Raw genomic sequence first — 15,015 nt, forward strand, 5'->3', positions numbered from 1 at the left:
GCCGCACGCCTTGTGGCGGGCGGCGGAACTGCGCACCATAGGCGGGCGGCGCAGCAAATGCGGCCAATTTGATAATTATTCGCATTGACGCGTCAAGCCATCACTTTGTTTCACGAGCCTTCCCTGCAATGCATTATCTCTGTCCTTCCACGGCCCTGGCCGAGGGCCACAGCCGCGCCTTCAGCGTAGACGGCATCGACCTGTTCGGTGTGCGCCGCCAAGGCCAGGTGTACCTGTACCGCAACCGCTGCCCTCACCGTGGCATCCCGCTGAACTGGGCGCAAGACGCCTTTCTCGACGACAGCGCCAGCCTGATCCACTGCGCCCATCATGGCGCACTGTTTCTGATGGAAAGTGGTGAGTGCGTGGCCGGCCCCTGCGAAGGCGAAATGCTGCAGGCCCTGGACTGCCATGAAGACAGCCAGGGGATCTGGCTCAAGGGTTGAGCAGCACCGGCAGCGGGCGGTCGATGACGATTTGCTCGCTATCCAGGCGTACGCCGTAGGCCAGCACCTCGACCCCATCTGCCACCGCAGCGCGCAAGGCGTTGGCATAAGCGAGGTCGATTTCATCGGCAGGGCGTACCGCCGCGATGCCGCTAAGGTTCACGCAGTACAGCTGCACCGCGCGAATGCCCTGACGGGCCAAGGCTGCCAGCTCGCGCAAGTGCTTGGCGCCACGCTGGGTCACGGCATCCGGGAACGCCGCCACGGCGGTATCCGGATAACCCAGGGTCACGCTCTTGACCTCGACATAGGCCGGCCCGCCGGCAAATTCCAGGCGAAAATCCACCCGGCTGCGTTCTTCGCCGTAGGCCACTTCACGCTTCAACGCGGTAAAACCAGCCAGTTCGTGGATCAACCCGGCGCGCAGTGCCTCTTCAACCAATGCATTGGCACGGCCGGTATTGATGCAGGCCAGGCGCCCCTGGGGCGTTTCGCTGATTTCCCAGGTGCCTGGCAGCTTGCGCTTGGGGTCGTTGGAGCGGCTGAACCACACCTGCCCGCCCTCGCGCATGCAGTTGAGCATGGAACCGGTGTTCGGGCAGTGGATGGTCAGTTGCTCGCCACTGGTCAGCTCGATGTCAGCCAGGAAGCGCTTGTAGCGACGCAGCAGGCGCCCCTGCTCAAGTTGGGGAAAGAACACCATTCAGCCCTGCCAGCTCCGCAGCCCACGGGCAATGCGCTCGACCGCCTGTTCCAGGCGCGGCAGGCTCTGGGTATAGGCAAACCGCACATGGTGGCCGGCCAGGTGGCGGCCGAAGTCCAGGCCCGGGGTGAAGGCCAGGTGCTCGGTTTCGAGGAAGTGCTGGCAGAAGGCAAAGGCATCGCCACCGAACGCGCTGATGTCGGCATACAGGTAGAACGCCCCCTGCGGCTCGACGGCAATGCGGAAGCCCAGTTCACGCAGGGCCGGCAACAGGTAGTCGCGGCGGCGGGCGAATTCGGCACGGCGCTCTTCGAAAATCGCCAGCGTCTCTGGCTGGAAGCAGGCCAGCGCCGCATGCTGGGCCATGCTCGGCGCACTGATGTAGAGGTTCTGCGCCAGCTTCTCCAGGTCGGCCACGGCATTGGGTGGCGCCACCAGCCAGCCAAGCCGCCAGCCGGTCATGCCGAAATACTTGGAAAAACTATTAAGGACGAACGCCGAGTCGTCCACTTCCAGCACACTCGGCGCATCCATGCCATAGGTCAGGCCGTGGTAGATCTCGTCCACCACCAGGTGCCCATGGCGCTCACGGGTGGCCTTGGACAGGCTGGCCAACTCGTCGCGGCCCAGCACGGTACCCGTCGGGTTGGCTGGCGAGGCGACCAGGGCGCCGACGCTGTCCTTGTCCCAGTACCGCTCGACCAGGTCGGCAGTCAGCTGGTAGTTGACTTCCGGCCCCACCGGCACCAGTTGCGCGCCGCCCTCGACCAGGCGCAGGAAGTGGCGGTTGCACGGGTAACCCGGGTCGGCCAGCAACCAGTGCTTGCCGGGGTCGACCAACAGGCTGCTGGCCAGCAGCAGCGCCCCGGAACCGCCCGGCGTGACGAGAATCCGCTCAGGGTCGATCTGCAGGCCGTAACGTTGGCCATAGAAGCCCGCGATGGCCTCGCGCAGCGCTGGCAGCCCGCGGGCGGCGGTATAGCGGGTATGCCCGGCAGCCAATGCGGCCTGCCCGGCAGCGACGATCGGTGCGGCGGTGGTGAAGTCCGGCTCGCCGATTTCGAGGTGGATCACATCATGGCCGGCCGCTTGCAGCTCGTTGGCCCGCGCCAGCAAGGCCATGACGTGGAAGGGTTCGATGGCGCGGCTGCGCGCACTGTAGGTGTGGGCCATGACCTTCTCTCAATTGGGTCTAAACTGTTGATTCTACCTTTGCACGGCAGCGAACGTGAGGCGCGTGCCGCTGTCAACAGCTAGGGTCGGGCGGGGTAGCGCACCCCCGATCTATCTGGTAAGTTCGGCGGCTCGCAGTCGCAGGGCCGGCGGGTGCCGGAGATGGAGCAGCCTGCGCATTGGATCAGATGAGTGAGAGGCGGTCTATTCATGTCCACCGTAGAAAAGCAAAAAACCGGTCAGACCATGTACGGTGTCGAGCCCTATAAAGAGACCAAGGGCGAAGAGTACATGGGCGAGCCCATGAAAAAGCACTTCACCAAGCTTCTCGGGGCCTGGAAGCAAGAGCTCATGACCAGTGTGGACCGCACTGTGGACCACATGAAGGACGAGGCAGCCAACTTCCCCGACCCGGCCGACCGCGCCAGCCAGGAAGAAGAGTTCGCCCTGGAGCTGCGCAACCGCGATCGCGAGCGCAAGCTGATCAAAAAGATCGACAAGACCCTGCAGAAGATCCAGGACAACGATTACGGCTGGTGTGAGTCCTGCGGTATCGAGATCGGCCTGCGCCGTCTGGAAGCCCGCCCGACCGCCGACCTGTGCTTCGACTGCAAGGAAATCTCGGAGAAAAAGGAAAAGACCGTCGGCAAAGGCTGACTCTTCCTCTATCCGAATGGGGCGCATCATGCGCCCCGTTTCATTTATATGCCCGGCAATGCCATGAAAGACTCCCGTTACATCGGACGCTTCGCCCCTACTCCGAGCGGTTTCCTGCACTTCGGCTCGCTGGTCGCCGCCCTGGCCTCGTGGCTCGACGCTCGCGCTGTAGACGGCCGCTGGCTGCTGCGCATGGAAGACACCGACCCGCCCCGGGAAATGCCAGGGGCTCGCGACGCGATCCTGCAGACCCTCGAACGCTACGGCCTGGAATGGGATGGCGAAGTGGTTTATCAAAGCCAGCGCCACGAAGCCTATGCCGCTGTGGTCGACCGCATGTTCAGCATGGGCCTGGCCTACGCCTGTACCTGCTCGCGCAAGCAGCTGGAGGGGCACAACGGCATTTACCCAGGCTTTTGCCGCAACGCCGGGCATGCCCGTGAAGGTGCGGCGATCCGGCTGCGGGTGCCAGAACTGACCTACCGCTTCACTGACCGGGTGCAGGGCGAGTTCCAGCAGCACCTGGGGCGCGAAGTGGGCGATTTCGTCATCCAGCGCCGTGATGGGCTGTATGCCTATCAACTGGCGGTGGTGCTGGACGATGCCTGGCAAGGCATCACCGACATCGTGCGCGGCGCCGACCTGCTCGACAACACGCCGCGCCAACTGTACCTGCAGGAGTTGCTGGGCTTTTCGCAACCGCGTTACCTGCATATTCCACTGATCGTGCAACCGGATGGGCACAAGCTGGGCAAGTCGTACCGTTCGCCGCCGTTGCAGGCGGAGCATGCGACGCCGCTGTTGTTGAGAGCGTTGCGGGCATTGGGCCAGGAAGCAGACCCGGAGTTGCTGCTGGCGACCCCTGCTGAGGTGCTGGCGATTGCCCGCAAGCAGTGGCGGCCGGACGCGATTGCGCAGCGGGCCACGGTGCCAGAGGCCGACTTGTTGTGAGGCCAGCACAGGCAACACACCTCTAATAATCAAAAGCCCAACAAATTCAAACCCTTGGCGAACCCTATGGATTCCCGCTAGCATCCCCCCAGCCATTTGCGCCAATAATAAGTCCAAGCCCGCAGCGCCCAACCATCGAGGCCAGCATGTACATCTATCGTTTGGTCCTGCTTCTGGTCGTGGGGATCTACCTGTTCTCCCCGGCCATCATGGACTGGTGGATCGAACCGACCGGTGCCTGGTACCGCCCCTACCTGCTCTGGCTGATCCTGATCGTCGTCACCTTCATCCTGCAGAGCCAACGAGATGCCGATGAGCTTTAGCCTGACCCAGATGATCCTGATCAGCGCCGCGTACCTCATGGTGCTGTTCGGCGTGGCCTGGATCAGCGAGCGTGGGCTGATCCCGCGTTCCATCATTCGCCACCCACTGACCTACACCCTGTCGCTTGGCGTCTACGCCAGTGCCTGGGCTTTCTATGGTTCGGTGGGCCTGGCCTATCAATACGGTTACGGCTTCCTCGCCTGTTACCTGGGGGTGTCCGGTGCCTTCCTGCTGGCGCCGGTGCTGCTGTATCCGATCCTCAAGATCACCCGTACCTACCAGTTGTCGTCACTGGCCGACCTGCTGGCGTTCCGCTTTCGCAGCACCTGGGCCGGCGCACTGACCACCGTCATCATGCTGATCGGCGTGCTGCCCTTGCTGGCCCTGCAGATCCAGGCGGTGGCGGACTCGATCAGCATCCTCACCGGCGAACCGGTCAAGGCCCGGGTGGCCTTTGCCTTCTGTACGCTGATCATCCTGTTCACCATCTTCTTCGGCTCGCGCCACATCGCCACCCGTGAGAAACACGAAGGCCTGGTGTTCGCCATCGCCTTTGAATCGGTGATCAAGCTGCTGGCCCTGGGCGGCATCGGCCTGTACGCGCTGTATGGCGTGTTCGGCGGCCCGCACCAGCTGGAAGTGTGGCTGCTGCAGAACCAGACTGCCCTGGCGGCATTGCATACACCGCTGCAGGAAGGGCCATGGCGCACGCTGCTGCTGGTGTTCTTCGCCTCTGCCATCGTCATGCCGCACATGTACCACATGGCCTTCACCGAAAACCTCAACCCGCGCTCGCTGGTCAGCGCCAGCTGGGGCCTGCCGCTGTTCCTGCTGCTGATGAGCCTGGCTGTACCGCTGGTGCTGTGGGCCGGCCTGCGCCTGGGCGCCAGCACCAACCCCGAGTACTTCACCCTGGGCCTGGGGATCGCCGCCAACAACCAGGCGCTGGCCTTGCTGGCCTACGTTGGCGGGCTTGCGTCCGCCAGCGGGCTGATCATCGTCACCACCCTGGCGCTGTCGGGCATGGCCCTCAACCACCTGGTGCTGCCGCTGTACCAGCCACCGGCCGAAGGCAATATCTACCGCTGGCTGAAATGGACCCGCCGGGCGCTGATCGTCGCCATCATCACGGCCGGTTTCGTCTTCTACCTGACCCAGAACAACCACCAGAGCCTGGCCAACCTGGGCATCGTCGCCTTCGTCGCCACCTTGCAGTTCCTGCCAGGTGTGCTGTCGGTGCTGTACTGGCCGACCGCCAACCGCCGCGGTTTCATCGCCGGGTTGCTGGCCGGGACCGTGGTGTGGCTGGTGACCATGTTGCTGCCGCTGCTGGGCAACCTGCAGGGCTTCTACATCCCGCTGCTGGACATGATCTATGTGCTCGACGACACCAGCTGGCACATGGCGGCCATCGCTTCGCTGGCAGCCAATGTTCTGCTGTTCACGCTGATTTCACTGTTCACCAATGCCAGCAGCGAAGAAGTCAGCGCGGCCGAAGCCTGCGCCGTGGATAACGTGCGCCGGCCACAGCGCCGCGAGCTGCATGCCGCATCGCCACAGGAATTCGCCACCCAGCTGGCCAAGCCGCTGGGCGCCAAGGCGGCGCAAAAGGAAGTTGAACAGGCCCTGCGCGACCTCTACCTGCCGTTCGACGAGCGCCGCCCCTATGCCTTGCGCCGCCTGCGTGACCGCATCGAGGCCAACCTCTCTGGCCTGATGGGGCCGAGTGTGGCCCAGGACATGGTCGAGACCTTCCTGCCATACAAGTCCGGTAACGAGAACTACGTCACCGAGGACATCCACTTCATCGAAAGCCGCCTGGAAGACTACCACTCGCGCCTCACCGGCCTGGCCGCCGAACTCGACGCCCTGCGCCGCTACCACCGCCAGACCCTGCAGGAGCTGCCCATGGGCGTCTGCTCGCTGGCCAAGGACCAGGAAATCCTGATGTGGAACAAGGCCATGGAAGAGCTGACCGGCATCGCTGCCAAGCACGTGGTCGGCTCGCGCCTGGTGACCATTGACGAGCCCTGGCGCGGCCTGTTGCAAGGCTTCATCAACGTGCCCGACGAGCACCTGCACAAGCAGCGCCTGGCGCTGGACGGCCAGCCGCGCTGGCTGAACCTGCACAAGGCGGCCATCGACGAGCCCCTGGCGCCCGGTAACAGCGGCCTGGTGCTGCTGGTCGAAGACCTCACCGAAACCCAGGCCCTGGAAGACAAGCTGGTGCATTCCGAGCGCCTGGCCAGCATCGGCCGCCTGGCGGCCGGCGTGGCTCACGAAATCGGCAACCCGATCACCGGCATCGCCTGCCTGGCGCAGAACCTGCGCGAGGAGCGCGAAGGCGATGGCGAAATCATCGAGCTGTCCAGCCAGATCCTCGAACAGACCAAGCGCGTGTCGCGCATCGTCCAGTCGCTGATGAGCTTCGCCCACGCTGGCGGCAGCCATCAGAACAGCGAAGAACCGGTATGCCTGGCCGAGGTGGCGCAAGACGCCATCGGTCTGCTGGCATTGAACCGGCGCAACTTCGAAGTACAGTTCTTCAACCTCTGCGACCCGGACCATTGGGCCGAGGGGGATCCGCAGCGCCTTGCCCAGGTGCTGATCAACCTGCTCTCCAACGCCCGCGACGCATCAAAGCCCGGCAGCGCCGTGCGGGTGCGCAGCGAAGTCAGCGAGCACACCGTCGACCTGATCGTCGAGGACGAAGGCAGCGGGATCCCGAAGAACATCATGGACCGCCTGTTCGAACCGTTCTTCACCACCAAGGACCCGGGCGAAGGAACCGGACTGGGGCTCGCTCTGGTCTATTCCATCGTGGAAGAGCATTATGGGCAAATCACCATCGACAGCCCGGCCGACATCGAACGGCAACGTGGCACCCGGATCCGCGTGACCCTGCCCCGGCATGTCGTAGCGACGTCCCCTGAAATTCGAGACCGTCGAGAGAATTGAATCAATGCCGCATATTCTGATCGTCGAAGACGAAACCATCATCCGCTCGGCCCTGCGTCGGCTACTCGAACGCAACCAGTACCAGGTCAGCGAAGCCGGCTCGGTGCAGGAAGCCCAGGAACGCTTCAGCATTGCCACCTTCGACCTGATCGTCAGCGACCTGCGCCTGCCGGGCGCCCCGGGCACCGAGCTGATCAAGCTCGGCCAGGGCACCCCGGTGCTGATCATGACCAGCTACGCCAGCCTGCGCTCGGCGGTGGACTCGATGAAGATGGGCGCGGTGGACTACATCGCCAAACCCTTTGACCACGATGAAATGCTCCAGGCCGTGGCGCGCATCCTGCGCGACCGCCAGAACGCCCCGGCAGCCGCGCCAGCCCCGGCCGCCGAGCCGCGGGCCAACGGCAAGGCCGCGCCAGCCGACAAGGCTGCCGCCGCCGCCAATGGCGAGATCGGCATCATCGGTTCGTGCCCGCCGATGCAGGACATGTACAGCAAGATCCGCAAGGTTGCGCCCACCGACTCCAACGTGCTGATCCAGGGTGAGTCGGGCACCGGTAAAGAGCTGGTCGCCCGTGCCCTGCACAACCTGTCGCGGCGCGCCAAGGCGCCGATGATTTCGGTGAACTGCGCGGCGATTCCGGAAACCCTGATCGAATCGGAACTGTTCGGCCACGAAAAAGGTGCCTTCACCGGCGCCAGTGCCGGTCGTGCCGGCCTGGTGGAAGCCGCCGACGGTGGCACCCTGTTCCTCGACGAAATCGGTGAGCTGCCGCTCGAAGCCCAGGCGCGCCTGCTGCGCGTGCTGCAGGAAGGCGAGATTCGCCGGGTCGGTTCGGTACAGTCGCAAAAAGTCGACGTGCGCCTGATCGCCGCGACCCACCGCGACCTGAAGAACCTGGCCAAGGCCGGGCAGTTCCGCGAAGACCTTTATTACCGCCTGCACGTGATCGCCCTGAAGTTGCCGGCCCTGCGCGAACGCGGCAGTGACGTCAACGAGATCGCCAATGCCTTCCTCGCCCGCCAGAGCGCACGCATCGGCCGTGACGACCTGCACTTCTCGGCCGAAGCCGAGCAAGCCATTCGTCATTACAGCTGGCCGGGTAACGTACGCGAACTGGAAAACGCCGTTGAGCGCGCGGTGATCCTCAGCGAGAGCGCGGAGATTTCCGCCGACATGCTGGGCATCGACATCGAGCTGAGCGACCTTGAAGAGGATGACCTCCTCGACAATGCCCTGGTCGCGGCCAGCGCCAGCGCGAGCAGTGCCAGCCATGAGCCGACCGAAGACCTTTCGCTGGAAGACTACTTCCAGCACTTCGTGCTCGAGCACCAGGACCACATGACCGAGACCGAGCTGGCACGCAAGCTCGGTGTCAGCCGCAAGTGCCTGTGGGAACGGCGCCAGCGCCTGGGCATCCCGCGGCGCAAGAGCAACGTAACCAGCGACAACTGATTCAGAGCGCCATCCGCCTTACCGCCCGCTTCGCGGCGGTAAGGCCACAGCCCCTCCCCCAGGTAACACCTCAGGCCCCGCACAAATCTGTTACCCAACCTTTCCGACGTAACAGTTCCCGAGGTGTACGGTAACGAAAAACCTGCATTTTCGACCTGCCGAAATCCGCCGAATCGCCTCAACCCCTTGATTTTACTGGGTTTCAAAAAGTTGGCACGGCACCTGCTATATCTCTGGTACAAGAACAATAACAAGCACAGCAACTCAGAATAAGAACAAGACGAAACGGCTCACGCACAATAAAAACAAGACGGCGGAGGCGCAGCTAACTGATTCTTTTGGAGAGGATGCGTGTTTGGGGCTTGCCCCACGACCAGGCAGAGAACAACAAAAACTGCACTTAAAAGCAGCGCCTGAACTGGTTGGATCGAAGGATCAACGTGACATCAGCGGCCAAAGCAATCCGTTTGCTCTTTACCCCTGGATTGGGGGTCGTCCACAAGCTTTGAGATTTGTGGACAGGGCACTCAACAAAAACAAGAAGCCCAGTAAAAAAACAATAAGAGCACGCAACGACTTCTTGGGGAGCTTAGGCTCCCCTTGTCGTTTCTCCCCTTCGGCAGGCTCTCCTGCTACCGCCTACACCATTCCCCGAGTAAATGCTAGAATCCCCGCCCATCATGCGGCCATTCTCCTATTCTTGGCCGAACATTCCTTCAAACAGTGCATCCCATGCTGAAGAAGCTGTTCCAGTCGTTCCGCCCTCCCGTACCGGGCCAGCACCACCGGCGCACCACGCCTGAGGTGATCAACAAGAGCCAACATTCGCTGCAGCGCCACCAGTTCAGCCGCCACGCGGTGAACATCGTCGAGCGCCTGCAGAGTGCGGGCTACCAGGCATATCTGGTCGGTGGCTGCGTCCGCGACCTGATGCTGGGCATCACGCCCAAGGACTTCGACGTCGCCACCAGCGCCACGCCCGAGCAGGTCCGTGCCGAGTTCCGCAACGCGCGCATCATTGGTCGGCGCTTCAAGCTGGTCCACGTGCATTTCGGCCGTGAGATCATCGAAGTCGCCACCTTCCGTGCGCCACACTCGGAAGACGACCAGGGCGATAGCCACCGTTCGTCGCACAACGCCAGTGGTCGCATCCTGCGTGACAACGTGTACGGCACCTTGGAAGAAGACGCGCAACGCCGCGACTTCACCATCAACGCCCTGTACTACGATCCGGTCAGCGAGCGCATCCTCGACTACGCCAACGGCGTGCACGACATCCGCAACCGCCTGTTGCGCCTGATCGGCGACCCGACCCACCGTTACCAGGAAGACCCGGTGCGCATGCTGCGCGCGGTGCGCTTTGCGGCCAAGCTCAACTTCGGCATCGAGAAGCACACCTTCCAGCCGATTCGCAAACTGGCCCCGCTGCTGCGCGAGATCCCGCCAGCACGCCTGTTCGAGGAATGCCTCAAGCTATTCCTCTCCGGGCAGGGCGCCATCGCCTTCGAAATGCTGGTCGACCTGGAGCTGTTCGAGCCGCTGTTCCCAGCCAGTGCCCATGCCCTGGACGAGCGCCCGACCTACACCCATACCCTGATCAGCCAGGCGCTGAACAACACCGACCTGCGCGTCAAACAAGGCAAGCCGGTCACCCCGGCCTTCCTGTTCGCCGCCCTGCTCTGGCCAGCCCTGCCAGGCCGCGTGCTGCATCTGCAGAACCAAGGCGTGCCGCCGATCCCCGCCATGAACGGCGCGGCCCACGATCTGATCGCCGAGCAGTGCGCGCGCATCGCCATTCCGAAGCGCTTCACCCTGCCGATCCGCGAGATCTGGGACATGCAGGAACGCCTGCCGCGCCGCAGCGGCAAGCGTGCCGACCTGCTGCTCGACAACCCACGCTTCCGTGCCGGTTACGACTTCCTGCTGCTGCGCGAAAGCGCCGGCGAGGAAACCGACGAGCTCGGCCAGTGGTGGACCGACTACCAGGATGCCAATGACAGCGAGCGCCGCGAGATGATCCGCGAGCTTGGCAGCCGTGACGAAGGCACCGGTGCCGGCCCGCGCAAACGCAAGCGCAGTGGCAGCAAGCGCAAGCGCAGCGGCGGTGACGAGGCGTTCGAGTGACCACGCGCGCCTTCATCGGCCTCGGTAGCAATCTGGACGCGCCCGCAGAACAACTGCGCAGCGCCCTGCAGGCGCTCGACCAGATTACCGACAGCCGCCTGGCGGGCGCATCGGCGCTGTACACCAGCGATTCGCTGTTGCCCGGCCAGCCGCGCTATACCAACGCGGTGGCAGCCCTGGACACCACCCTGGCACCACTGGACCTGCTCGACGCCCTGCAGGCCATCGAGAACGACCAGGGCCGCGTGCGCCAGGAGCGCTGGGGCCCGCGCACCCTCGACCTGGATATCCTGCTGTTCGGTAACCAAGTCATCGACGTGCCACGCCTGCAGGTGCCGCACTACCACATGCATGCACGCCCCTTCGTGCTGTACCCCTTGGCCGAACTGGTGGCGGACGACTTCTGCCTGGCCGATGGCCGCGCGCTCGCCCAACTCCTCGAAGCCTGCCCATTCGTCGGCCTGGAACGCCTGTAAACCGGGCGTTTGAGATATTCACCAGGACACGGTAACGCCAGTAACACCCTGTTAGTAACAATGCGGTAACAGGGTGATTGACTTCCCCCACCTCGCTCACGACTATAGGCGTCCCGTGTGGCACCAAAGTGCCGCATACCCGTATTTAGGCCCGGACGGACCTGTGCCCGAACATCACGCGCGATGATGTGCCGCTCCGGAAGATGACTACACGCGTTGTATGCAGTCGTTTTTCACAGCGCCTGAACGAGGATTTTCCTACATGCCTGAAGTAACCCTGACCACCCTGCATGGCCTCAAGGCCAAGGGTGAAAAGATCACCATGCTGACCTGCTACGATGCGACCTTCGCCAAGGCCTGCAGCCAGGCCGGCGTCGACGTGTTGCTGGTGGGCGACTCCCTGGGCATGGTCCTGCAAGGCCATGACAGTACGCTGCCCGTCACCACTGCCGAGATGGCCTACCACACGGCCTGCGTCAAACGCGGCAATGAGGGTGCGCTGATCCTCGCCGACCTGCCGTTCATGGCCCACGCCACCCCCGAGCAGGCCTTCGCCAACTGCGCCACGCTGATGCAGGCCGGCGCCCACATGATCAAGCTCGAAGGCGCCGCCTGGCTGGCCGAAACCATCCGCCTGCTGGCCGAACGCGGCGTACCGGTGTGTGCGCACATGGGCCTGACCCCGCAGACCGTCAACGTGCTGGGCGGTTACAAGGTCCAGGGCCGCCAGGAAGCGCAAGCGCGGCAGATGCGCGCCGATGCCATTGCCCTGGAGCAAGCCGGCGCGGCGATGCTGCTGCTCGAATGCGTACCAAGCGAACTGGCTGCAGAAATCACCCAGGCGGTGAACATTCCGGTGATCGGCATCGGTGCCGGTAACGCCACCGATGGCCAGGTACTGGTCCTGCACGACATGCTCGGCCTGTCGCTGAGCGGCCGGGTACCGAAGTTCGTGAAGAACTTCATGGAAGGCCAGCCGGATATCCAGAGCGCCCTCACCGCCTACGTCAAGGCCGTCAAGGACGTTACCTTCCCCGCCGCCGAGCACGGATTCAGCGCATGAACACAGTCAAGACCGTCCGCGAACTGCGTGCCGCCGTCGCCCGTGCACGCGGTGAAGGCAAGCGCATCGGCTTCGTGCCGACCATGGGCAACCTGCACAGCGGCCACGCCGCGCTGGTGACCAAGGCCGCCCAACGTGCCGATTTCGTGGTCGCCAGCATCTTCGTCAACCCACTGCAGTTCGGTGCCAACGAAGACCTCGACAAATACCCGCGCACCCTCGCCGCCGACCAGGAGCGCCTGCTGCAGGCCGGTTGCAACCTGCTGTTCGCGCCCACCGTGGAAGAGATGTACCCCGACGGCATGAGCGTACAAACCCGCGTCAGCGTGCCCAACCTGTCCGAAGGCCTGTGCGGTGCCAGCCGCCCAGGGCACTTCGAAGGTGTGGCGACCGTGGTCAACAAGCTGTTCAACATGGTCCAGCCGGACCTGGCCGTGTTCGGTGAGAAGGACTACCAGCAACTGGCGGTGATCCGCGCCATGGTGCGCGACCTGAACATGCCGATCCAGATCATCGGTGAGCCAACCGTGCGCGCCGAAGATGGCCTGGCGCTGTCGTCGCGCAACGGTTACCTGACGCCTGAGCAACGGGCCACGGCGCCGGTGGTGTATCGCACCTTGCAGCAGATCGGCGAGGCGCTTGGCCGCGGCCAGGTCGATTTCGCGGCACTGATCGAGCAAGGCAAGGCGCAGCTGAGCGCTGCCGGCCTGCGCCCGGACTACCTGGAAGTACGCCATGCGCTGAACCTGCGCCCGGCGACCTTTGGTGACCGGGACCTGGTGATCCTGGTGGCGGCGTATCTGGGTAACACCCGGTTGATCGACAACCTGTATCTGCACCTGGACGAGAAGACCGCCTAACCCTCCTGGGGCCGCTTGGCGGCCCCAAAATCCTCCCTTCATACCCATTCCCTGCGCGCGGCCTTTGCCTATAATGATGGCCAGTCTGAACCCGGCAATCACTGCCCTGTCCAAGGCTCACCACGCATCAAGGAATTCCGCGCAATGGCGTATTACCGTACCCCCCACGATGTGACGGCCCTGCCTGCCTGGCAGGCCCTGCAGAAACACCGCGACGCCATGCAAGGCTTCAGCATGCGCGAAGCCTTCGCCGCCGATGCCAAACGCTTCGATCAGTTCTCCCTGAGCTGCTGCGGCCTGTTCCTCGACTACTCGAAAAACCTGATCACCGACGAAAGCCGCAAGCTGCTGGTGGACCTGGCCGAACAGGTCGGCCTGCAGGATGCGATCAAGTCGATGTTCAGCGGCGAGATCATCAACGCCTCGGAAGGCCGCCCGGTGCTGCACACCGCACTGCGCCGCCCGGTAGGCGACAAGCTCAGCGTCAACGGCGTCAACGTGATGCCGGAAGTACACAAGGTACTCAACCAGATCACTGAGCTGGTCGGCCGTATTCATGATGGCCTGTGGCGTGGCTACAGCGAAAAGCCGATCACCGATGTGGTCAACATCGGTATCGGTGGCTCGTTCCTCGGCCCCGAGCTGGTCTCTGAAGCGTTGCTGCCTTACGCCCAGCGCGGCGTGCGTTGCCACTACCTGGCCAATATCGACGGCAGCGAATTCCATGAGCTGTCGGCGAACCTGCGCGCCGAAACCACGCTGTTCATCGTCTCGTCGAAGTCGTTCAACACCCTCGAGACCCTGAAGAACGCCATGGCCGCGCGCACCTGGTACCTGGCCCAGGGCGGCTCGGAAGCCGAGCTGTACCGCCACTTCATCGCGGTGTCCAGCAACAAGGCCGCCGCCGTGGCCTTCGGCATTCGTGAAGAGAACATCTTCCCGATGTGGGACTGGGTAGGCGGGCGCTACTCGCTGTGGTCGGCCATCGGCCTGCCGATTGCCCTGGCCATCGGCACCGCCAACTTCAAGGAGCTGCTGTCGGGTGCCTACACCATGGACCAGCACTTCCAGACCGCGCCGTTCGACAAGAACATGCCGGTGCTGCTGGCCCTGCTGGGCGTCTGGTATGGCAACTTCTGGGGCGCCAACAGCCACGCGATCCTGCCATACGACCATTACCTGCGTAACATCACCAAGCACTTGCAGCAGCTGGACATGGAGTCCAACGGCAAGAGCGTGCTGCAGGATGGCACCCCGGTGAAGACCGATACCGGCCCGGTGATCTGGGGCGGCGTCGGCTGCAACGGCCAGCATGCCTACCACCAGTTGCTGCACCAAGGCACCCAGCTGATTCCGGCTGACTTCATCGTGCCCGTGGTCAGCTTCAACCCGGTGGCCGACCACCATCAGTGGCTGTACGCCAACTGCCTGTCGCAGAGCCAGGCGCTGATGCTCGGCAAGACCCGTGAAGAAGCCGAGACCGAACTGCGCCAGAAAGGCCTGAACGAAGCGGACATCGAAAAGCTCGCGCCGCACAAGGTGATCCCGGGCAACCGCCCGAGCAACACCCTGGTGGTCGAACGCATCAGCCCGCGCCGCCTGGGCGCACTGGTGGCGATGTACGAGCACAAGGTGTTCGTGCAGAGCGTGATCTGGGGCATCAACGCCTTCGACCAGTGGGGCGTGGAGCTGGGCAAGGAGCTGGGCAAAGGTGTCTACCAGCGTCTTGTGGGAAGCCTCGAAGACAGCGCCGAAGATGGCTCCACCCAAGGCCTGATCAACTATTTCCGCGGCCGTCACCGCGGTTGACCGCAAACCTGTGCC

General features: G+C 63.7%; 13 protein-coding genes. 11 read left to right on the top strand and 2 right to left on the bottom strand.

All coding sequences use genetic code 11. The features are described from left to right. Nucleotides 1–128: 128 nt before the first annotated feature. Nucleotides 129–446 (top strand): Rieske (2Fe-2S) protein, encoded by a 318-nt coding sequence (locus ABE528_RS06070; RefSeq protein ID WP_152955875.1) that lies wholly within the window; start codon nt 129–131, stop codon nt 444–446. Here the strand turns inward: ABE528_RS06070 and sfsA are convergent. After that, the gene (gene sfsA, locus ABE528_RS06075) at nt 436–1,149 is read right to left on the bottom strand and encodes a DNA/RNA nuclease SfsA (RefSeq protein WP_346652445.1); all 714 of its coding nucleotides are present in this window, start codon (nt 1,147–1,149) and stop codon (nt 436–438) included. The two genes, ABE528_RS06070 and sfsA, sit on opposite strands and share 11 nt — an antisense overlap. Beyond that, entirely contained in the window at nt 1,150–2,322 is a 1,173-nt protein-coding gene (locus ABE528_RS06080; protein ID WP_346652446.1) for a pyridoxal phosphate-dependent aminotransferase, read from the bottom strand. A 210-nt stretch (nt 2,323–2,532) separates the two neighbouring features. On the opposite strand from ABE528_RS06080, the gene dksA reads away from it, so the two are divergent. The 10 genes from dksA to pgi all read left to right on the top strand — a co-directional run bounded on the left by dksA (nt 2,533) and on the right by pgi (nt 15,000). Next, nucleotides 2,533–2,979 (top strand): RNA polymerase-binding protein DksA, encoded by a 447-nt coding sequence (gene dksA / locus ABE528_RS06085; protein WP_152955878.1) that lies wholly within the window; start codon nt 2,533–2,535, stop codon nt 2,977–2,979. 63 nt (nt 2,980–3,042) lie between these two features. Continuing rightward, a complete protein-coding gene (gluQRS, locus tag ABE528_RS06090; protein WP_346652447.1) occupies nt 3,043–3,930 on the top strand; it encodes a tRNA glutamyl-Q(34) synthetase GluQRS in 888 nt (295 codons plus the stop codon). 146 nt (nt 3,931–4,076) lie between these two features. Then, on the top strand, nt 4,077–4,253 hold the full coding sequence (locus ABE528_RS06095; protein ID WP_003250005.1) for a hypothetical protein: 177 nt from the start codon (nt 4,077–4,079) through the stop codon (nt 4,251–4,253). Beyond that, nucleotides 4,237–7,212 (top strand): ATP-binding protein, encoded by a 2,976-nt coding sequence (locus tag ABE528_RS06100; protein ID WP_346652448.1) that lies wholly within the window; start codon nt 4,237–4,239, stop codon nt 7,210–7,212. Before ABE528_RS06095 ends, ABE528_RS06100 begins: the two co-directional genes overlap by 17 nt. Nucleotides 7,213–7,216: 4 nt before the next feature. Then, nucleotides 7,217–8,668 (top strand): sigma-54 dependent transcriptional regulator, encoded by a 1,452-nt coding sequence (locus ABE528_RS06105; RefSeq protein WP_346652449.1) that lies wholly within the window; start codon nt 7,217–7,219, stop codon nt 8,666–8,668. 732 nt (nt 8,669–9,400) lie between these two features. Next, nucleotides 9,401–10,792, top strand: a complete 1,392-nt coding sequence (locus ABE528_RS06110; RefSeq protein WP_152955882.1) for a polynucleotide adenylyltransferase PcnB — start codon at nt 9,401–9,403, stop codon at nt 10,790–10,792. Continuing rightward, entirely contained in the window at nt 10,789–11,268 is a 480-nt protein-coding gene (folK, locus tag ABE528_RS06115; protein WP_346652450.1) for a 2-amino-4-hydroxy-6-hydroxymethyldihydropteridine diphosphokinase, read from the top strand. Before ABE528_RS06110 ends, folK begins: the two co-directional genes overlap by 4 nt. Nucleotides 11,269–11,530: 262 nt before the next feature. Then, on the top strand, nt 11,531–12,331 hold the full coding sequence (gene panB / locus ABE528_RS06120; RefSeq protein WP_346652451.1) for a 3-methyl-2-oxobutanoate hydroxymethyltransferase: 801 nt from the start codon (nt 11,531–11,533) through the stop codon (nt 12,329–12,331). Continuing rightward, nucleotides 12,328–13,191 carry a pantoate--beta-alanine ligase gene (panC, locus tag ABE528_RS06125; RefSeq protein ID WP_152955884.1) on the top strand — a complete coding sequence of 288 codons (864 nt, stop codon included), beginning with the start codon at nt 12,328–12,330 and terminating at the stop codon, nt 13,189–13,191. Before panB ends, panC begins: the two co-directional genes overlap by 4 nt. 144 nt (nt 13,192–13,335) lie before the next feature. Beyond that, nucleotides 13,336–15,000, top strand: coding sequence for a glucose-6-phosphate isomerase (gene pgi / locus ABE528_RS06130; RefSeq protein ID WP_152955885.1), 1,665 nt, complete (start codon nt 13,336–13,338; stop codon nt 14,998–15,000). Nucleotides 15,001–15,015: the final 15 nt, after the last annotated feature.

It is taken from the genome of Pseudomonas sp. TWI628, assembly GCF_039673865.1.
Classification (GTDB): Bacteria; Pseudomonadota; Gammaproteobacteria; order Pseudomonadales; family Pseudomonadaceae; genus Aquipseudomonas.

Coding starts and splice junctions, on each gene's coding strand:
- pgi (WP_152955885.1), top strand. CDS start 13,336: ATGGCGTATTACCGTACCCCCCACGATGTGACGGCCCTGCCTGCCTGG.
- sfsA (WP_346652445.1), bottom strand. CDS start 1,149: ATGGTGTTCTTTCCCCAACTTGAGCAGGGGCGCCTGCTGCGTCGCTAC.
- ABE528_RS06110 (WP_152955882.1), top strand. CDS start 9,401: ATGCTGAAGAAGCTGTTCCAGTCGTTCCGCCCTCCCGTACCGGGCCAG.
- panC (WP_152955884.1), top strand. CDS start 12,328: ATGAACACAGTCAAGACCGTCCGCGAACTGCGTGCCGCCGTCGCCCGT.
- ABE528_RS06105 (WP_346652449.1), top strand. CDS start 7,217: ATGCCGCATATTCTGATCGTCGAAGACGAAACCATCATCCGCTCGGCC.
- ABE528_RS06100 (WP_346652448.1), top strand. CDS start 4,237: ATGCCGATGAGCTTTAGCCTGACCCAGATGATCCTGATCAGCGCCGCG.
- ABE528_RS06095 (WP_003250005.1), top strand. CDS start 4,077: ATGTACATCTATCGTTTGGTCCTGCTTCTGGTCGTGGGGATCTACCTG.
- ABE528_RS06080 (WP_346652446.1), bottom strand. CDS start 2,322: ATGGCCCACACCTACAGTGCGCGCAGCCGCGCCATCGAACCCTTCCAC.
- gluQRS (WP_346652447.1), top strand. CDS start 3,043: ATGAAAGACTCCCGTTACATCGGACGCTTCGCCCCTACTCCGAGCGGT.
- panB (WP_346652451.1), top strand. CDS start 11,531: ATGCCTGAAGTAACCCTGACCACCCTGCATGGCCTCAAGGCCAAGGGT.
- dksA (WP_152955878.1), top strand. CDS start 2,533: ATGTCCACCGTAGAAAAGCAAAAAACCGGTCAGACCATGTACGGTGTC.
- ABE528_RS06070 (WP_152955875.1), top strand. CDS start 129: ATGCATTATCTCTGTCCTTCCACGGCCCTGGCCGAGGGCCACAGCCGC.